This window comes from Vibrio kyushuensis, from assembly GCF_050337325.1.
Taxonomy (GTDB): domain Bacteria; phylum Pseudomonadota; class Gammaproteobacteria; order Enterobacterales; family Vibrionaceae; genus Vibrio; species Vibrio kyushuensis.
The window spans coordinates 271,668-291,502 of record NZ_JAKJSV010000006.1 but is presented as its reverse complement, the minus strand read 5'-3'; the positions used below and the strand labels follow the sequence as shown (position 1 = coordinate 291,502).

The 19,835-nt window shown below is 42.5% G+C and carries 17 protein-coding genes; 11 read left to right on the top strand and 6 right to left on the bottom strand.

Annotated elements, in window-relative coordinates:
• The first annotated feature begins 151 nt into the window (after positions 1-151).
• Positions 152-991: a fatty acid metabolism transcriptional regulator FadR gene (gene fadR / locus L4D20_RS14895; RefSeq protein WP_428802392.1), complete on the top strand. Its 840-nt coding sequence runs from the start codon at positions 152-154 to the stop codon at positions 989-991.
• 119 nt (positions 992-1,110) lie between these two features.
• On the opposite strand, the gene L4D20_RS14890 is transcribed toward fadR, so the two are convergent.
• Both L4D20_RS14890 and L4D20_RS14885 read right to left on the bottom strand, forming a co-directional pair.
• Positions 1,111-2,271: a DUF1887 family protein gene (locus L4D20_RS14890; RefSeq protein WP_428802391.1), complete on the bottom strand. Its 1,161-nt coding sequence runs from the start codon at positions 2,269-2,271 to the stop codon at positions 1,111-1,113.
• A gap of 181 nt (positions 2,272-2,452) precedes the next feature.
• The gene (locus L4D20_RS14885) at positions 2,453-4,444 is read right to left on the bottom strand and encodes a methyl-accepting chemotaxis protein (RefSeq protein ID WP_428802390.1); all 1,992 of its coding nucleotides are present in this window, start codon (positions 4,442-4,444) and stop codon (positions 2,453-2,455) included.
• Between the two features lie 280 nt (positions 4,445-4,724).
• Here L4D20_RS14885 and L4D20_RS14880 point away from each other — a divergent pair, with 280 nt between their 5' ends.
• The 7 genes from L4D20_RS14880 (at position 4,725) to L4D20_RS14850 (ending at position 10,814) form a co-directional block, all read left to right on the top strand.
• Positions 4,725-5,075 (top strand): HIT domain-containing protein, encoded by a 351-nt coding sequence (locus L4D20_RS14880; protein ID WP_428802389.1) that lies wholly within the window; start codon positions 4,725-4,727, stop codon positions 5,073-5,075.
• Positions 5,076-5,118: 43 nt separating this feature from the next.
• Positions 5,119-6,510 carry a COG3014 family protein gene (locus L4D20_RS14875; protein WP_428802388.1) on the top strand — a complete coding sequence of 464 codons (1,392 nt, stop codon included), beginning with the start codon at positions 5,119-5,121 and terminating at the stop codon, positions 6,508-6,510.
• Positions 6,510-6,899: a YcfL family putative periplasmic lipoprotein gene (locus L4D20_RS14870; RefSeq protein WP_428802387.1), complete on the top strand. Its 390-nt coding sequence runs from the start codon at positions 6,510-6,512 to the stop codon at positions 6,897-6,899. Before L4D20_RS14875 ends, L4D20_RS14870 begins: the two co-directional genes overlap by 1 nt.
• Before the next feature lie 112 nt (positions 6,900-7,011).
• Positions 7,012-7,602, top strand: coding sequence for a penicillin-binding protein activator LpoB (lpoB, locus tag L4D20_RS14865; RefSeq protein WP_248007912.1), 591 nt, complete (start codon positions 7,012-7,014; stop codon positions 7,600-7,602).
• A 69-nt stretch (positions 7,603-7,671) separates the two neighbouring features.
• Positions 7,672-8,538 (top strand): phosphotransferase, encoded by an 867-nt coding sequence (locus tag L4D20_RS14860; RefSeq protein WP_428802386.1) that lies wholly within the window; start codon positions 7,672-7,674, stop codon positions 8,536-8,538.
• Positions 8,539-8,691: 153 nt separating this feature from the next.
• The gene (ycfP, locus tag L4D20_RS14855; RefSeq protein ID WP_428802385.1) at positions 8,692-9,231 is read left to right on the top strand and encodes an alpha/beta hydrolase YcfP; all 540 of its coding nucleotides are present in this window, start codon (positions 8,692-8,694) and stop codon (positions 9,229-9,231) included.
• A gap of 293 nt (positions 9,232-9,524) precedes the next feature.
• Positions 9,525-10,814, top strand: a complete 1,290-nt coding sequence (locus L4D20_RS14850) for an NAD(P)/FAD-dependent oxidoreductase (RefSeq protein WP_428802384.1) — start codon at positions 9,525-9,527, stop codon at positions 10,812-10,814.
• A gap of 105 nt (positions 10,815-10,919) precedes the next feature.
• Here L4D20_RS14850 and L4D20_RS14845 read toward each other — a convergent pair whose 3' ends face one another.
• The 4 genes from L4D20_RS14845 to L4D20_RS14830 all read right to left on the bottom strand — a co-directional run bounded on the left by L4D20_RS14845 (position 10,920) and on the right by L4D20_RS14830 (position 16,452).
• Positions 10,920-11,468 carry a GNAT family N-acetyltransferase gene (locus tag L4D20_RS14845; RefSeq protein ID WP_428802383.1) on the bottom strand — a complete coding sequence of 183 codons (549 nt, stop codon included), beginning with the start codon at positions 11,466-11,468 and terminating at the stop codon, positions 10,920-10,922.
• Between the two features lie 48 nt (positions 11,469-11,516).
• The gene (locus L4D20_RS14840; RefSeq protein ID WP_428802382.1) at positions 11,517-12,326 is read right to left on the bottom strand and encodes a peptidoglycan binding protein CsiV; all 810 of its coding nucleotides are present in this window, start codon (positions 12,324-12,326) and stop codon (positions 11,517-11,519) included.
• An 87-nt stretch (positions 12,327-12,413) separates the two neighbouring features.
• Positions 12,414-15,875, bottom strand: coding sequence for a transcription-repair coupling factor (mfd, locus tag L4D20_RS14835; RefSeq protein WP_428802381.1), 3,462 nt, complete (start codon positions 15,873-15,875; stop codon positions 12,414-12,416).
• Between the two features lie 10 nt (positions 15,876-15,885).
• Entirely contained in the window at positions 15,886-16,452 is a 567-nt protein-coding gene (locus L4D20_RS14830; protein WP_428802380.1) for a PilZ domain-containing protein, read from the bottom strand.
• Between the two features lie 228 nt (positions 16,453-16,680).
• On the opposite strand from L4D20_RS14830, the gene lolC reads away from it, so the two are divergent.
• From lolC to lolE, 3 genes are read left to right on the top strand one after another with little or no spacing between them, the layout of a single operon-like run.
• Entirely contained in the window at positions 16,681-17,889 is a 1,209-nt protein-coding gene (gene lolC, locus L4D20_RS14825; protein WP_428802379.1) for a lipoprotein-releasing ABC transporter permease subunit LolC, read from the top strand.
• Positions 17,882-18,583: a lipoprotein-releasing ABC transporter ATP-binding protein LolD gene (gene lolD / locus L4D20_RS14820; RefSeq protein ID WP_428802378.1), complete on the top strand. Its 702-nt coding sequence runs from the start codon at positions 17,882-17,884 to the stop codon at positions 18,581-18,583. The genes lolC and lolD overlap by 8 nt, the downstream gene beginning before the upstream one ends.
• Positions 18,583-19,827 (top strand): lipoprotein-releasing ABC transporter permease subunit LolE, encoded by a 1,245-nt coding sequence (gene lolE, locus L4D20_RS14815; protein ID WP_428802377.1) that lies wholly within the window; start codon positions 18,583-18,585, stop codon positions 19,825-19,827. The genes lolD and lolE overlap by 1 nt, the downstream gene beginning before the upstream one ends.
• Positions 19,828-19,835: the final 8 nt, after the last annotated feature.

Here is a 19,835-nt window from a genome sequence, read left to right as displayed (position 1 = left end):
AAAGTCAGAAAGTTATAAATCTACCCAGAGTGGAGCTTTTGCTCTAAATGTAACCCTGTTCCAGTTTTCTATCTCTTTGTTTCCGAACCCATTAAACTAGTGGTATGATGAGTAATATTAGACACAATAAAATAATACGAGAAAGTACTTAATGGTCATTAAGGCTAAGAGCCCAGCAGGGTTTGCAGAGAAATATATTATCGAGAGTATTTGGAATGGTCGCTTTCCGCCGGGGTCAATTTTACCGGCTGAACGTGAGCTTTCGGAACTTATTGGCGTTACACGAACGACTTTGAGAGAAGTTTTACAGCGCCTAGCTCGAGACGGTTGGTTAACTATCCAACATGGCAAGCCAACTAAAGTAAATCAATTTATGGAAACCTCTGGGCTGCATATTCTTGATACTTTGATGACGCTTGATGCCGATAATGCCACGTCAATTGTTGAAGACCTTTTATCTGCTCGTACTAATATTAGCCCTATTTTTATGCGTCATGCATTTAAGGGGAACAAAGAAAATTCCGAGAAGACAATCGCGTCTGTTATCGAGTCTTGTGAAGCATTGATTCAAGCAAGCGATTGGGATGACTTTATGGCTTCATCACCTTACGCCGATAAGATTCGCCAACATGTAAAAGATGATGGTGAGAAAGATGAAGAGAAACGCCAAGAAATATTGCTAGCGCGTACGTTTAACTTTTACGACTATATGTTGTTCCAACGTTTGGCTTTCCACTCTGGAAACAAAATTTATGGTCTGATATTTAATGGTGTGAAAAAGCTGTACGACCGCGTTGGTAGCTACTACTTTTCAAATCCACAAGCACGTAATTTGGCGATGGAGTTTTACCGAGAGCTTTTAGATGTTTGTGAAAATGGTGATCGTGAAAAATTACCATTAGTGATCCGTCACTATGGTATTGAAAGCTCACTTATTTGGAATCAAATGAAAACGACGCTGCCGACAAATTTTACTGAAGATGACAGCTAACTAAAGCACGGTTGTATTGAGTTAACGTAAAGCGGTATATAAAGAAGCCCTACATATCTAAATAAGTATGTAGGGCTTTTTGTTTTGCAATTGAAGATAACGCTTGAATTAGTTTCTAACTAAAGCTCTTCACTACCACCTGCGCCTTGGAACCAAATACGTAGGTGATGTTTGAGGTTTTTTAGTTCATCAGGGCCAATGAGCGCAAGCCCAAGATCTTCTGCACGAGTAATGTCGTTATGACGAAGCGGGCGGAAACTGACGAGCATAGCTCGTGCTTGTAAGCCTCCTAGTAAGTCTCTAAGCGATTCAAGCTTGTATAAGGTGTCGTCGCCATCGTCACGCATACCTTTAGTCTTACACTCGATTATATGGAGCTTGTTATTAACTACCGAGGCAACATCAAGCTCATTTCTGACCTCTCGCTCACCAAGTTGACGATAAACTTGCACATTTAGCGACCGATCTTGAATAGTCGGCATATCATCTTGGATCTGCTTAACCGTGCTGTGAACAAGAGTCTCAAGCCACTCACCATTTGAGAAACGTCTTGCATCTTCACTGATGAATGTGAGTGTACCGTCTTTATAGCTCGCGATTTCAGCGTCGACAAGATCGGTAAGAAGCATGTTGAGTTCTTTATAACCTTGCTGCTTTTCGGATAGCTCTACATCGAGTCTCTGTTCTTTGCGGCAAGTTGTCGCTAAGTAGTTTAGTGTCGCCAGACCGGGGCCAAGTACTAAAGCGTTGCTCGCCCAGCGTTCACCCAGTTTGTATAAGGTTTTATCTAACGTAGGTGGAAGCTCATGGTCATTAAACTCGCCTCTTGCACCGAATATAGTCAGGTAATCAGCAATGGTGATGTGGTCTTGAACTTGAGTGTCTTCTTTTGTTTCGGGGTACAGCCAGCATAATTTGTCGCTATTGGGCTCGACGACAAAGATTGGCCATTGATAAGTACGAAACACTTCGTATACAGAAAGTAAGCGGTGTCTTAACCCACAGCTAGCATTGAGTTTAACCTCTTCACCTCTAGCTTTTAAATCTTCAGCAAGAACTTGTATTGACTCTTTAATTATTGAGGTATTTACAATTGTTGGGATTTCAAAAAACTCTGAGGTAATTGAGCGCTTGTCGAGCACATTATGCAAGCGAAGATAAGCAGCTTCTTGTGTTTTGTCGCCGATAAATATGATGTGCGAACTAATACTACGGTGATCGAGCAGTGGGGTTACAAGACGAATAGGGTCTTGATCGATGATCCCAACATGAACTGCCATAACTTTTCCTCATGTTCGGCTTGCAGTAAAGAGTGGGAAATAAGGCACTGCAAACCATATCAGTAAGATATGATGATGGGCACATAAAAAAACAAGGGCGACTTTAAATTAAAGTCGCCCAATAAGGTAATGAATGTTAAGTTTCAGAGGCTATTGGTCGTAATGGCCTCTGTGTAATTGATTACAGCTTAAATCGATGTACAAGGTCACCTTGTTGACCTGCCAAACGTGTTAAATTTGCACTAGTTGCAGCAATTTCAGACATTGCTTGATAACTACTGTCAGCAATCAGGTTTATCTCTTCAATATTTCGAGCAATCTCGGATGTTGTTTCATTTTGTTCTCCAGCCGCTTGTGAAATATGAGTACTCATGTGACTAATTTCTAGAATAAGAGCTTGAATCTCTTCCATCGCGCTATTGGCATTTGAAGCTTGTTCAACCGAAAGCTCCATATCATTTTTACAACTCTCGATAACTTTACTTGCAGATGAAGAGCTACTTTGTAAGTTACCAATCATATTCTCAATTTCACTAGTTGATTCGGTTGTTCGTTGCGCCAGTACCCGTACTTCATCAGCAACAACCGCAAAACCTCGACCTTGTTCACCCGCTCGAGCCGCTTCTATTGCTGCGTTTAACGCCAGCAAGTTGGTTTGCTCTGCAATGTTACGGATTACATCCAAAATTGAGCCAATTTGGCTGCTCATTTTTTGCAAATCGCCAACGGCTTCAACAGATTGATTGAGTCTGGTTTCTAATTGATTAATGGTGGATATATTAGTGCTCATGATCTGTCGACCGGATTCAGACGCCGATTCGACTTGCTGAACCATTTTTTGTGAGCTTTGAGCACTTTGAGCTACTTCTTGAACAGAATGTGCCATCTCTGTCATGGCAGTAGCGACGTTGGATGTTTGCTCGCGCTGAGAGCTAAGCTGGCCTTGTGCTTGAGTTGATGTGGATTGGTTTGTGTTCGCTGTACTGGTCAGATTATCAGATGCGTCGTTTAATTCTACCAATACGTTATGAAGGTTATCGGCAAGTGAATTGATGTGACCACTGACACGACTGAACTCATTGTTGTAACGAATATCGATGCGTTGTGTCATATCGCCTTCAGTGAGGCTTTCTAATGTTTTTAAGATACGAGTAAGAGGTTCTCGAACGCTTTGGGCAATATGATAACCGATGGCAGCAGCGAAGATGACAACAATCGCGCAAATAACCACTGCTCGAATAAATCCTTGGTCATAAACGTCGCCAGCTTCAGTCAGTGAAGCGCTCAGCTTTTGAGAGGCAGTTGCGTTAAACGAATCAAGAATGGCCATCGCATTATCGACTTCAACAGCAAGGTTAGCGATGTTTTCATAAAGTGCTGCTCTAGCCATCAAGTAGCTATTATGTTGATCTAATACGCCACCTTTTTGGCCAACGTCACGGCTGAAATTATCAACAGATTCCTGAAAGGCTTTCTTAAGTTCAGGCATCTGTGTCACTAGGCCACGATAGGCGTAGTTTAAGTGAGAAACTGCTTTTCTGTTTTTCGCAACGGCTTTGTTTACAAAATCGACGTCAGAACTTGCAAGGGCGTCAGAGGTGATAACTTCAGCATCTCTTAACTTAATGAAGTAGCTTTTTGCCATCACCTTTACAGAGATGCTGCTTTGGTCATCTACGTACTCTTTCATTCCTGCACTGAGTTCAGAGTGCAAGCGTTGGAACTGACGTGTTGATTGTTGCACTTGTGCTTGTGCTGCAAACATCGCCTCGTAATTATCCATGGCTTCATTGGCTTCGGCGAAGTAACGCTCTTCCATAGCTTGAAGCTGAGTTATGTTCTCATTAAGGGACTCTTCACCAGCACTTGCAGTTTGTAGCTGGTTAAATGTGTCTGAAAACCTCGCTTTAGCTTGAGCGAATTCTTCGCGCATCGCACTCATACGGTCTGTGTTTTGAGTGGTTAAGAAGTCTTTAAACGATTTGTCGGCTGACAGCAATTGAACCGCAGTTTGATTTGATGTAGAGACCAAAGGTAGTGATACCTTCGATACTGATTCAAAGTTGGTGTGTATTTGGCTCATGCCGTTCAACATTAAAACAGTTATGACGGCAAACATTATGATGATGAGGGTAAACCCCGTATACATCCTTCTGATGACGGATCCTTTCATGCTTCTCTCCCAAAAAATATCGTGCAAACGGCCAATGGCCAAAACTAACAAAATTGTCATTATTCTATGGAGGATGGGGCTCGCGTTTGTTGACGGACAATACATAAATCAATTTGGAGTCAATTTCTTTTTCATATTTGTTAACTCAATTTCATTTTTGGGAATTTTGGTTTTAATTGAGCTTTGAACGCTGTTAGCGCATACTGAGAACGATTTGATTCAGTACAGAATAACAATCAGTTCATATTTATCAGTTACATACCAATCGTCGGAGCGCCTCATGGCTGAAGAAACAATATTTAGAAAGATCATTGATAAAGAAATCCCAGCAGACGTTGTCTATCAAGATGAATTAGTGACCGCATTTCGTGATATCAACCCACGAGCGCCTATTCACGTACTAATTGTGCCTAATAAACTTATTCCTACGGTTAACGATATTGAAGCTGAAGATGAGCTGGTGATGGGACGACTATTTACCGTCGCTAAAAAACTTGCTAAAGAAGAGGGAATTGATCAGGACGGTTATCGCTTGATCATGAATTGCAACTCCTTTGGTGGACAAGAGGTTTACCATATTCACATGCACCTTGTTGGTGGCAGAGCGTTAGGCCCTATACTGATTAACTAATTGGCTGAGTGATAATGATCAATCGACGCTTTGGGAGTAAGCTTTGAAACGAGTGATTAAACTGACCCTCGTCTCAGTCACAGTAGCTTTGTTGTCCGCGTGCAGCAACATGTCAGCGGGCAATCTATTTAGCCACTATAGTGCACAAAATAATGGTGTGTATCAGGCCGTAAAAACTGGGCAATATGAAAAAGCAGAGCAGAGGCTTCCTGAGTTTGTTGCTGGTGATGTGCTTGATAACTTAGAAAAAGGGCGTGTTCAATTTTTATCTGAGAATTACCAAGCAAGTCATAGCAGCTTGAGTGATAGTGACCGAGCTGTACGTACTCAACAAGATAGAGCGACAATATCGGTTTCTGACTCTGCGACAAGTTTGGCTTCGTTGGCTGTTAATGACAACTTAAATAACTATTACCCTGCAGATTATGAGCTTGGTTTTTTACATCTCTATCTGGGGCTTAATTATTTACAAGATAATGATTTAGAAGGCGCGACAATTGAGATGCGTCGAGCTAATCAGGTTCAAGAGAGAGCTCGTCAAGAACGTCAATCTGAACTTGAATCAGCGCAAAACTCAATGAAGGCTCAAGGGCTTTCGCCGAATTTAGGTAGCGTATTGTCTAATTACCCGGATGCGGGTAAAACCTTGCAAGCAGTGCAAAATGGTTACTTACTTTATCTATCAGGGCTGATGTATGAGACGTCTCGTGAATTGAATAGTGCTTATGTTGATTACAGGCGTGCTTTGGCAGTGATGCCTGACAATCCACAGGTGATAGAGGCAACAATTCGTTTGGCCAAACGTTTAGGTATGAATCAAGATCTTAAACAATTGGAAGAAACTTATGGCCAGATCGCGACTCTAAATGACAGTCAAGCACGTGTTATTGTTTTACAAGAGCAAGGGGTAGTTCAAGCCCTTCAAAGCTGGAAACAAACTTTACCAATTTATGACAGCCGAGGCGACGGTGCTTTGTATTCTTTAGCGCTGCCATATTATGCCAATGGCGTGTCTGAGCGCTTTAGCTCGGTGAAGTTAAATGGTGAACGAATGACCGATCATCAGCTGGCCGACGTCAATTTAATGGCCGAGCGTGATTTATCAGAACGTATGCCATCAATGATCATTCGCCAAGCACTAAGAGTGTATGCGAAAGATCAGCTTCGAAAAGAAGCAGCTCAAGGTGATGACGTAGTTAATCTAGTCTTTAACTTATGGAATACGCTGACCGAGCAGCCAGATACACGCAGCTGGCAAACTCTACCCGGGGAAATATACAGCAGTGGTGAAGTTGTCAACGCTGGAAAACAACAGGTTGACGTTGATGGTCAGCAGTATGAATTTAATGTAGAAGCGGGTCGTACCGCTTTAGTCTGGGTTTCACGACAAGGTGGAACGGCGACGATATGGCACAAGCAATTAGGGAGATTGTAATGAAACAGTGGCTTTTTATTTTATGTGCAGCATTGGCACTAAGTGGTTGTGCCGATAACACAGCGGGTTTAAGGGTTGATGGGTCTACTCAAAATGTTATTTTTGGCGATAATGTCTTAGGCTCTCGCTTAGTTATTGATGATATTGCAACGACAGAAGTGGACGGTCATACACGCGGCGTGGTTCGTATTACCAGTCATTATACGGGTGACCAACACATTCAGTATCGATTCTACTGGTACGATAACGAAGGTTTAGAAGTCAATACTAAACTCTCGCCATGGCGCAAAGCCATCGTGAGAGGCTATGAGTCTATCGCTTTGTCGGAAGTGTCTGTAAACCCTAACGGGAAGCAATATAGAGTACAAATTCGAGAGCTTGCTCAATAGAGCGGTTATCTCGAGTTTGATGAGTTTTTGTAAGGTGAACGAGAACAGCGTTAATTGACGCTCGTTTGAAGTATAAGCTTTCTCTTAAGCAGAGAAAAAAGGGTATATGAAGATGAAAAAAAGTGTAATAGCACTACTAGGCTTAGCGGTTATTTTAGGTGGTTGTTCAAACAAAGTAAGCTACGGTGACTCGCAAGCCGTAGAAACAACAACGATCGATTTTGGCTCAACAGATCTTCAAACGATCGCTGGTGAAATGATAGACAGCATGATGATGTCTGGTTCGGTTTCTTACATCACTCAAAATGATCGTCCGATCGTTTTTGTTGAGCGTATTAAAAACAAAACGACTGAACATATCGATACAGAATCCATTACCGATTCTATCAGCACTAAAATGCTTAACTCTGGTAAGTTCCGTTTTGTCGACATGGACCGTGTAGAGTCTGTTCGTGAACAATTAAACTTCCAAAATAATGATGAACTTGTTAATCAAAGCACGGCGATTCAGTTTGGTAAAATGGTTGGAGCGCAGTACATGCTTTATGGCAACCTATCAAGTATCGTGAAAAATGCCGGTAGTGATAAAGACGTTTACTACAAGATGACCATGAGACTGATGGACCTTGAAACAGGTCTTATCGAGTGGGCAGATGAAACAGAGATTCGTAAACAAGAATCAAAGAGTTTCCTTGGACTGTAGATTCTAAGTATTGAGTTGGTCCACATATAGCTAATCTGTATGTGGTATCAACGACTAAAGAGGTGGTGTATGGCTAGAATGTCTTGGCAAGAAGCTTGCGTATTAGATCGTTCATTACAATCGCTTGATCACTTCTTTAGTCTTTCCCCCAGTTATGCGCAAACGTTAACTGGAGGATTGACCAATCGTTGCTGGAAGGTCGTGTTACCCAACAACGAGTGTTATGTTTGGCGACCAACCACACCTATCACCACTGCATTTGCTATCTCTCGTTTTCAAGAATATCAGCTTCTCTCGTCCATCGAATCTTCTCATATCGGCCCTAAAGCTATTTTCGTTAATGAACACGGATTGCTCGTAGAGTGGATTGAAGGAGACTCTCTTACATCCGGCTTAAGTTTTGACTCATTGTTAAAAACGCTGGTTTTGATTCATAAGCTCGATACCGCTAGAGTCCCTGTCGCCCCTTTTAGTTTTACCGCAAGAGTCGATCACTATTGGTTGCAACTTGATGAAGAGCACAAAAGTGAAGAGCTTAAATCTCTTTATCTGCGTCTTCGAAGTGCCCCAAATTTGGCCGATGTAGGAGCTGTATTGTGTCATTTCGATTTGGCAGGCTACAACATGGTGAAAACAGAGGTGACTAATCGAGTCATTGATTGGGAGTACGCATCAATAGCCGATCCTAGGTTAGATTTAACCTTGAGTATTCATGTCACGCAACAAAAACCCTTGGAGTCTGTCTACCGATATTGCCAGCTTCGAGAGATTGACGGTGTGGATGACTGGGTTGAAGGTGTGCTTGCTTGGCTTCCTCGGGTTAAGATGATGTCAATGTTGTGGTTTCAATTGGCTTATCAACTTTGGGGTGATGAGAAATTTTCAACTGAATCACAATCGTTGATAAATGAGTTATGTCGTGAGCTTTCAGAATAAAGACACTCTTTAATATAGTACGAGATGTTGGTGAATTATTATGCACAGTGATGGTAAGATCACTGTTTTAAGGATTCAAAGTGCCAATTCAAAGCGTAAGCCTTTAAATACCAACAGTTCGTGTTAGATTGAGAAAAAACGGGGAACGTTATTATGATTATATATTTACATGGATTTGACTCAACAAGCCCTGGAAATCACGAGAAAATATTGCAGTTGCAGTTTATTGATGACGATGTTCGTTTCATTAACTACAGTACACTACATCCAAAGCATGATATGCAGCACTTGCTCAAAGAAGTACATAAGGTTGTCGATCAAGCTTCTGACGATAAAATCTTGATTTGTGGTGTTGGGTTAGGCGCCTTCTGGGCGGAACGAATTGGATTCTTATGCGGGATTAAACAAGTTATGTTTAACCCTAATCTTCATCCGCAAGAGAATATGGCTGGTCGTATTGATCGCCCTGAAGAGTATGAAGATATCGCGACCAAGTGCGTCGAAAAATTTCGTGCAAAGAATGAAGGAAGCTGCTTAGTCATTCTCTCAACCAACGACGAGATACGAGATAGTGCTAAAACTGCGAAAGAGCTTGAAGCGTATTATCAAATCATTTGGGATGAAAACCAAAAGCACAAGTTTGAAAAGATTTCTCAACATTTGCAGGCAATGAAAGCTTTTAAAGATAGCTGATCACATTAGACTTATTCATATAAACGTTATGTATTCACATAGCGTTTTTTTTTGCTCTTCATAAGGTACAAATTCATAGTTGCCTTCCATTAAATCCTCTATATAATAGAAATTATAAAAATTATTTGATAAATATCAATAAAAGTTTAACTAGAACATGTGTCATTTAGCGCCTTGCGCTGTTAATCCAAAAAACGTTTCTTTCTAAATATTCGAACCCTACATGAATTGATTTTTCATCTTGATGCCATCGAGATGAGTACAGTATTTTTTATAATTAAGGATTTATTGTTATGACGAAAATTATTGTCGTAGGTGGTGGTGCTGGTGGCTTAGAGTTAGCGACTAAACTTGGCCGAAAATTAGGGAAAAAACAGACAGCAAAGATCACACTTGTTGATAGAAAAGCGAGTCATTTATGGAAACCACTATTACATGAAGTTGCTACCGGTTCTCTTGATGCCGGCGTTGACGCTTTAAGCTATCGTGCTCATGCTAAAAACCATGGTTTTGATTTTCAAATGGGTAGCCTAGAGAGTATCGACCGAGAATCAAAAAGCATCACGTTAAGTGAGCTAAAAGATGAGCATGGTGAACTACTTATGCCGACTCGTGATCTTAGCTATGATATTTTGGTGATGGCAATCGGTTCGACGTCTAACGACTTTAATACTCCAGGTGTACGTGAAAATTGTATCTTTTTGGATAGCCCAGAGCAGGCGCACCGTTTCCGCACTGAAATGAATAATGCGTTTCTAAAACTACACGCTAATAACGGCAATGGCAGCGTTGATATTGCTATCGTCGGTGCTGGGGCAACAGGCGTTGAGCTTTCTGCTGAGCTTCACAATGCAGTAAAAGAGCTACGTACTTACGGTTTCGGTGACTTAGACTCAAGTAAGCTGAATGTTAACCTTGTTGAAGCTGGAGAGAGAATTTTGCCGGCTTTACCTCCGCGCATATCAAGTGCTGCCCATTTAGAACTTACCAAACTTGGTGTTAATGTTCGTACCACAACGATGGTGACACAAGCAGACAAAGATGGTTTGTTGACGAAAGATGGTGACAAAATCAAAGCGAAAATCATGGTGTGGGCTGCGGGTATAAAAGCACCAGACTTCATCAAAGATATTGCGGGTCTTGAAACCAACCGAATCAATCAATTAGTCGTGACTGAGACTCTACAAACGACACGTGATGATTCTATATTTGCGATTGGTGATTTGGCACAGTGTACTCAGACAGATGGCGCATTCGTACCTCCAAGAGCTCAGGCTGCACATCAGATGTCGAGCCACGTTTATAAGAACATCGTTGCCAAGCTAGCAGATAAACCACTGACGCCGTATGTGTACAAAGATCATGGGTCACTGGTCTCGTTAAGCCGTTTCTCTACTGTTGGTAGCTTGATGGGGAACTTAACAAAAGGCTCAATGATGGTAGAAGGTAGAATCGCTCGCGTAGTCTATATTTCACTTTATAGAATGCATCAAATGGCGCTGCACGGTGCTGTTAAAACGGGCTTAATGATGCTTGTTGGGCGAATAAACCGAGTACTAAGGCCAAACTTAAAGCTGCATTAAAGTTTCAGCTTTCCTTAGCACTAAAGTGGGGGATAGAACCCTAAAACTAAAAAGAAGAGCATAGGCTCTTCTTTTTGATTATGGGCTAGACGATGTGCGATGAGTTCAAATATCTTTAGGTGGTATTAGTGAAAACACCAGTCCATCTCTCGGTTGACCATCGTAAATAAATCGATTGCGAGCAAGAGACTCTTGTTGGGCATCACAGCTGTTGGCAAGAGCATGACTGGCTAAGTTTAATGGGTCGCAAACTAACTCTAGTCGCGTGACTCTCAATAGATTAAAACAGAAGTCTATAACGGCCAATGTCGCTTCTTTAGCATAACCTTGATGTTGATATTCATCAGCAACCCAATAGCCAAGACTCGCCATATTAAAGGTATGATACAGCTCGTTAATTGCTACCATTCCAATCAATTGGTTATCACTGTGCCTGAACAGGCCAAAGCCGTAAGCTTCGCCTCTCACCCAATTTAGACGAGTAGCAAGAATAAAGCGTTCTGCATCTTTCTTTGAAAATGAAGAGTGACACCAGTCTACCCACTGATGCAGTGAGGGGGATGAAGTGATACTCGTACAAAACAGTTCCGCTTCGTCAGGTTCTATCAAGCGAAGTTGTAATCGAGGTGTGGAAAGCGTGAACTGTGGAGTCATAGCGGAAAGCAGCCCAAATTAATGCCCTCGAAAAGAGGGCATTTTAATTTAGCTCTGTTCAACACGGCGTACTTGAATGACGATCCCCAACAATGGGTGGTCTAAGTAGTGTGTCTCTGTACTACGCATACGTCGTTTTTGATCCATACGGTAGCTTTTTAAGTACTCTTCAATTTCAACAGTCGGAGTGACATTTTTCATATTTCCAACAAGAACGGTAGAATCTACTTCTAAAGGCTTGGTTTCCGGTTGTTCACTGTCTAACTGTGCGACATTAAAGTCGTTCTCAAGCGGTTTTTCTTCAAAAGTTACTTTTCGAACACCGGGGCTTTTTAGATCTAACTGAGTTTCAGCGTACAAATAGTGCTGGACATAGATTTGCAGTTTGCCATCAAGCTCGTATAGAGGTTGGTCAAAGCTCTGTTCAACAACGCCTTCAACCGGCGACTCTTCAGTGAAAGCTAATTTCTCAGAGCCGTCAGGATTAAAGACCTCTGAATAATCACTGCCTGCTTGAATATGAAAAACAGGTGAAGAGGCTTTACCTTCATCACCCTGACGCCACGCTTTATGTACTAGAACTTCAAATCCAGCATGCTTTTTAAGTGATGTCGCTTGATCGGTTAGGTGGTACTCGTCATAAGGAAGCATACTGACTCCCTTTAAATGACGATAATCTGAATCAGCGAAGCTGCCAGCTTTAGTCAAATCGATTTCAGTTTGAGTTGCAGGCCATGACTCACTGGTCTTTTCTGCATCAACTGCACGTTTAAAAATGATCACTTCTATATCAAATTGTCTCTGTGCCAACGTTGGCATTGAGACCAAAAAGAGCAGTAGTGGGATCAGTTTTTTCATTTCAACTCCATCAATTGGTACTTAAGACCAATTATCAATTATTCAGATGTTATTTAAGCTTTACTACGTATTAATAGCTCGCGCTATCTATGCTTTGGGAAGAACATTCTGTTGGAACTCGTTAAGCATATTAACCACAAAGCGAATGCGTTCACGTCTATCTACCAATGGTACCGTAAACTTGAGCTTGGTAGGCCCTTCCATAGCAAATTTTTGTGGCTGAGATTGCAATAGTTTAACCAGATACATTGGGTTAATGTCAGCATCGGGATAGAACTCAATATATCCACCTTTCTCATGCGCTTCAATTTTCTTCACTTTTATCGATGCAGCATCAAGTTTAAGTTCCGAAACAGACAACAGGTTTTTAGCCGCATCCGGTAATGTGCCGAAGCGGTCAATAAGTTCGACCTTTAATTCCGCTAGCTCACCTAAACTACCCACGCTCGCGATCTGTTTGTACATAGAGAGGCGAGTATTCACATCTGGGATGTAGTCGTCAGGTAATAGCGCAGGAAGGCGCATTTCAACTTCTGTTTGCTCACGAAGCAGCTCATCTAAAGAGGGTTCTTTGCCTTCTTTTAATGCTTCAACGGCTTGCTCTAGCATTTCCATATACAAATTGAAGCCGACGGATTGAATTTGGCCACTTTGCTCATCACCCAGTAGTTCACCTGCGCCACGGATTTCTAGATCGTGTGTTGCTAGTGTAAAGCCAGCGCCTAAGTCTTCTAAAGAGGCAATCGCGTCAAGTCGTTTGATTGCGTCTTTGGTTATCGCTTTCGGGTGAGGAGTGAGCAAGTATGCGTACGCTTGGTGGTGCGAACGACCTACACGGCCTCTTAATTGGTGCAGTTGTGCAAGACCAAGATTATCAGCGCGATCCATTATGATGGTGTTCGCAGTCGGAACATCGATACCCGTTTCAATAATGGTGGTACAAACAAGAAGGTTAAAGCGTTGATGATAAAAGTCATTCATCACCCTTTCTAGTTCACGCTCTCTCATTTGACCATGAGCGGTTGTTATGCGTGCCTCTGGAATGAGTTTGGCTAAGCTCTCGGCTACTTTATCAATGGTGTCGACTTGATTGTGTAGGAAGTAGACTTGCCCACCACGCATGATTTCACGCAGTACCGCTTCACGAATTACGCCGTCATCACTTTCTCTAACAAAGGTTTTAATAGCGAGTCGTCGTGCGGGAGGGGTAGCGATAATCGAAAGGTCACGCATACCACTCATCGCCATATTCAATGTTCTTGGAATGGGTGTTGCGGTGAGCGTGAGGATATCCACATCCGCTCGCATCGCTTTGACTTTCTCTTTTTGTCTTACTCCAAAGCGGTGTTCTTCGTCGACGATCAATAGACCTAAATCTTTAAACTGAAGATCGCTTGAGAGCAATTTATGAGTACCTACTAATATATCAACTTTGCCGTCTGCGACATCTTGCATGATGGCTTTCTGCTCTTTCGCTGACTTAAAGCGTGATAGTACTTCAACTCGAATCGGCAAATTAGCGAAACGGTCTCTGAAGTTCTCAAAGTGTTGCTGCGCCAGCAATGTTGTTGGGACAAGTACTGCAACCTGTTTGTCGTTGTCTGTACTCACAAATGCTGCGCGCATGGCAACTTCTGTTTTGCCAAAGCCAACATCGCCACAAACCAATCTATCCATCGCTTTTGCTTGGCACATGTCAGACATAACGGCGTTAATTGCAGTTGCCTGATCTTCTGTCTCTTCGAAAGGGAAGCCAGATTTGAATGTTGCGTATTGGCCTCTATCGAGAACAAATTTATAACCGGGCTTTAGTTCACGCTTAGCATAAACATCAAGAAGCTCTGCAGCCACGTCGCGAACTTTCTCCGCTGCACGTCGACGGGCTTTCACCCATGCTTCGCCGCCTAACTTGTGTAACGGTGCGCTCTCTTCAGCACCGCCAGAGTAACGACCAATTAAATTGAGTGAAGCAACAGGTACATAAAGCTTGGCATCATTTTGATATTCGAGAGTTACATACTCGGTAACCATGCCGCCAGCTTCTAACGTTTGAAGTCCAATGTAGCGTCCAATACCATGATCGATATGAACAACGGGTTGCCCTGTTTTAAGTTCAGCAAGGTTACGAATGACCGAATCACTGTTGGTTGTTTTACGGTCTTTCTTGCGTCTTTGAACAACGCGATCTCCGAGCAAGTCACTTTCACAAATGAAGGCAATATTTGATTTTGAATCAATAAAGCCGTACTCAGAGGAGCCCAGAACAAGGTTGAACTTCTCTTTGCTAGCCGTTGCATCGCTAAAGCTGTCGGCTTCAATAGGTCGTAGTTTGATTGCTTGAAGCAATTCGAGCAAGGCTTCGCGTCGTCCTTCAGACTCAACTGAGAAGATGATCTTCCCTTGATACGCTTCGGAAAATTGACGTAATAATGCTAGAGGTTCTTTATTTTTGTGCTCTACGGCAAGATTAGGTAACGCTTCGATAGAAAGGTTGCTTCGCCCTGCTTTTTTATCGATTTCTTCAATTGAAAGCAGTGTTTGTGGAAGTTGTTTAAAGTAACTAAACAGCTCATCTTTTTTTAACCATAGCTCTGTTGGAGGAAGTAAAGGTCTCAACGGGTCAACATTACGTTGGTCATATCGATGCTCGACATCGGTTAGGAACGTATCGATAGCGGGTTCGATATCTCCAACCACAATCAACTGACTGTCGGCTGTCATGTAATCGAAAAGACTTTCACTGCGTTCAAAGAAAAGAGGTTGCCAATATTCTATGCCAGCAGGCCAGATACCTTTGGATACCTGCATATAAACGGATTCTGGTTCTCTGCGAGCATCAAAGCGTTGACGCCAACGAATTCGAAAATCTTCAATCGCGGATTCTGATGTTGGGAATTCATGAGCGGGTAGAAGACGTATCTCTTTGATATCTTCGATTGAGCGTTGATTTTCTGGGTCAAATGTTCTGATGGTATCTATTTCATCATCGAAGAAATCGATACGGTATGGGTCTTGGCTCCCCATAGGGAACAGATCAAGAATCGAACCTCGGCTGGCATATTCACCCGGGCCAAACACTTGGTCAACATGGCGATAGCCTGATTGTTCAAGCTGTATACGCAGTTTTTCCAGAGAAAAAAGGTCACCAGTTTTGACCATTAGCGTGTGTTGTAGCAAAAAGTCGCGTGGTGATTGCTTCTGCAGTAATGTGCTAATCGGGACGATAGTTATCCCTGAGTGTTGCGAAGGCAGCTGATAAAGACGTGCTATACGATCTGAAATAATCTCTTGGTGAGGCGAGAAGTTATCGTAAGGCAACGTTTCCCAATCTGGAAACAGTGCGACTTCTTGATCTGTGAACTGCTCGATTTCTTGATGTAACTTCAAGGCGGTTTGCGGATCGGCGACGGCTAATAAGGTATGGCTCGGATGCAAGTCCGCAAGCTCGGCAATCGCTAATGAAAGGCTTGAGCCCTTGAGGTTACCGATGAATTTTTTGTCTCCAGCACCACGTGGTGTCGATAGAGAAAGAATGTTTGATGTCGTCATGGTGTGTTACTTATTTATCTCTATTAAGGGAACGTTGGCGTAGGAGTTTCTGTTGCTGGTGGAGTGCTGCACGAATGAGTAGATCTTCATCTATATCTCTTAACAAACTGTATCTAACGGTGGTTTCCCAGCCTTGTTCATTTTCTTCAATACTGTCGACAGTGCCATAGCAATAAATAGCCGCAGGAGGGTGATCCAAGAATAATTTTACTCTTACTTTGGTTTCAGCGGGCAGTGGCGTTGCACTGCAGTAAGAGAACTGACTAGCACCGAAAGAGAGAGTCTTGTTTCGATATTGTTCATCATCTTGCTGAGAGAGCATGAAAGTCAGTAGTAAATTGAGTTTAGAGTTCTGAGTATCCAACAGCTGAACAACGTGTTTAAAGTCACTGTTTTTTAATTCAACCCGAGCGGATTCACTGAGTTGATCAAGCTGACTAAATTCACTGGCTACGATAAAGGGTGTCGGGATTTCTGACTCAAAAACTTGAGTTGAAGGAAAGACAAAATCAGCCGCTAATGGTTCGATATTTACCGTCATTTGATGGTGGACGGAAAAAAACTCTTGTTTTGACATGATTGAGTTCCTTTTATTGTTGTTGATTCACCCTTTTATTATTGCCAATAGAAGGAAGTTTGTATCGTGACTTTTTGTCGCAAGTAATGAGATTATCGTCATAGCTACAAACATATCAAGGTATGTCTCTGTTATTAAGTGTATTTGACCGATATTTAGCAAAATAGGGCTATAACCTTAGTTCGTAAATCGTTACAGTAGACAGATCATTTTAGTTTGGTTTTCACTATGCATCTTCCCATTTCGTTCTATATCGGCTTACGTTACCTTCGGGGACGATCCGGTGATAGATTTAGTCGATTTGTCTCTTATATGTCGACAGCGGGTATTACCATTGGAGTGATGTCTCTTATTACAGTTCTTTCTGTTATGAATGGCTTTGAAGCTCAGCTTAAGAGTCGAATTCTAGGGGTTTTGCCACAGGCTGTTATTTCTCAAGAAAATAACAAGACTCAATTCACAGAAGAGATCCCACAATTTATTACTCAGATGTCGAGTCAAAAAACGCCTGAGCCGATTGTTCGTAGCGAAGCTGTCATTCAAAGCCCATCACAACTCACGGCAGGCATGATGCTCGGTATTTTGCCTGAAGAGCATGATCCAATCGAACATCACTTAATCGCTGGCCAGTTGTCGGATTTAACCGCAGGCGAGTACAAAGTATTCCTAGGTCATAGCTTGGCGCGTTCGCTCAACGTGTCTACGGGCGACAAAGTAAGGTTGATGGTAACAAGTGCCAGCCAGTATACGCCATTTGGCCGTATGCCAAGCCAACGTAACTTTACAGTTGCTGGATTATTTAATACAGGTTCAGATGTTGATGCTCAGTTGATGGTTACGCACATGACTGACGCAACAAGGTTACTTCGTTACTCTTCTGAGACGATTTCGGGTTGGCGTTTGTTTTTTGATGACCCATTTGAGGTTGCGGAACTATCTAATCAAGAGCTTCCTGAAGGCTGGTTCTGGAGCGATTGGCGTGAACAGCGCGGAGAGTTGTTTCAAGCGGTTCGAATGGAAAAGAACATGATGGGCTTAATGCTTGGCTTGATAGTAGGTGTGGCCGCTTTTAATATTATCTCAGCGCTTATAATGGTGGTGATGGAGAAGCAGTCAGAAGTGGCGATTTTAAAAACTCAAGGCATGACAGATCATCAAGTCCTTGCCATTTTTATGGTTCAGGGTGCAAGTAGCGGTGTTATTGGCGCAATAACAGGTGGCACGTTAGGCGTGTTGCTTGCTACCAATCTTAATTCAATTTTAGAGAGTATGGGCGTTGCTCTGTTCTCTGTTGGTGGGACCTTACCAGTGCTTATCAACCCATCTCAAATTGTTATCGTTGTAATTCTAGCGGTAGTGCTTAGCTTATTGGCAACGCTCTTTCCTTCTTACCGCGCATCTTCAGTAAAACCAGCCGAGGCTTTAAGGTATGAATAATCTTCTTCAGTGTCACAATGTGTGCAAAACTTATCATGATGGCTCTTTAGATACTCAAGTTCTTAAAGGCGTTAGCTTCGATCTGGAAAAGGGAGAGTTGGTATCGATCATCGGTACGTCGGGTTCAGGCAAAAGTACGTTATTGCATGTCCTTGGCGCTTTGGATGATTGTACGGAAGGGCATGTTACTTTCCTTGGTCAAAACCTTGCCGAGCTTAGTTCAAATAAACAGGCAAAGATACGCAATCGACACTTGGGCTTTGTCTATCAATTTCATCATCTTTTAGCGGACTTTTCTGCTTTAGAGAACGTAGCCATGCCGCTTCTAATTGGTGGCACTAAACGCAGTGAAGCGAACGAAGCTGCTAGGGCGCTACTTGAGAAAGTAGGTCTTTCACATCGTATTGACCACAGGCCTTCAGAACTTTCTGGTGGCGAACGTCAACGAGTAGCGATTGCACGTGCGTTGGTTAATAAACCGGACCTTGTTTTAGCCGATGAACCAACTGGAAACCTCGATCATGCCACTGCGCTCGCCATTTATGATTTGATGCGACAGCTAAATCAAGAGTCTGGAACGGCATTTTTAGTGGTGACGCACGATGGAGAGTTAGCTGGAAAAATGGATCGTCAGTTGAAAATGCAAGATGGCTTACTTATACAAGATGACGCTTCTGTTAGTGAGGAGTCGTAATGTTCTCATCACTTTCACTGTTTATCGGTGGCCGATTTAGCAGAGCTAAACAACGAAATAAAATGGTTTCATTTATATCTCTTTCATCCACCATCGGCATTGCTGTTGGTGTGGCGGTGATCATCATTGGTTTGTCAGCGATGAACGGCTTTGAACGAGAGTTACGAGACCGCGTCCTTTCAGTTGTTTCCCATGGGGAGTTTGAAGGGGTGAGAAAACCTATTCAAGATTGGCCTAAGATGGTCAAACAAGCGAACGCTGATGAACAGGTACTTGCAGCTGCCCCATTTATTAAATTAACAGCACTGGCGGAAAAAGGCTCACAGCTAAAAGCGATAGAAGTTCGAGGAATTGAGCCTGAGCTAGAAAGTGGTGTCTCAAGCTTAATGGAGTTTGTTGATAAGAGCGTCTGGAATGACTTTCATGCAGGCTCCGGACAAATCATTCTTGGTAAAGGGGTAGCAGAAGCGATTGGGGTTGATGTCGGTGAATCATTGACCTTGATGCTACCTGTTATTAATGGCTCAACTAAAGTGCAGGCACCTAAACGAGTTAGAGTAAAGGTCGCAGGCCTACTGACGCTTAACGGTCAGATCGATCACAACCTAGCCATTATTCCACTGCAGGATGCGCAAAAGTACGCGCAGTTAGGGGACAAAGTCACAGGCGTTTCAATCAAAGTTGATGACGTACTCAATGCGACTTACATTGTTCGAAATGTAGGTAATCAGTTTGAAGAGTATGTGTACCTGCGCAGTTGGCAACAGAAGTTTGGTTTCTTATACCGAGATATCCAACTGGTTAGAACGATTATGTATTTAGTCATGGTGCTTGTTATTGGGGTCGCTAGCTTTAATATTATTTCGACACTTATGATGGCCGTTAAAGATCGTGCAGGTGAGATAGCTATTTTACGCACCATGGGCGCGACAGATGGACTGATTAAACGCATCTTTGTATGGCAAGGTGTATTTTCTGGAGTGCTTGGGAGTATTGTCGGCAGTATTGTTGGTGTGCTGGTGGCTTTTAATTTAACGACCCTCATTAAGGGGCTCGAAACGGTACTTGATCATCAATTTTTATCGGGGGATATCTATTTCGTTGATTTCCTGCCTTCTCAAGTTATGCTAGATGATGTTTTATTGGTCTCGATGACAGCCATTACTTTAAGTTTACTCGCGACTTGGTATCCAGCTTCTAGGGCTAGCAAATTAAATCCAGCTGAAGTGTTGAGCGCTAAATAAATTATTCC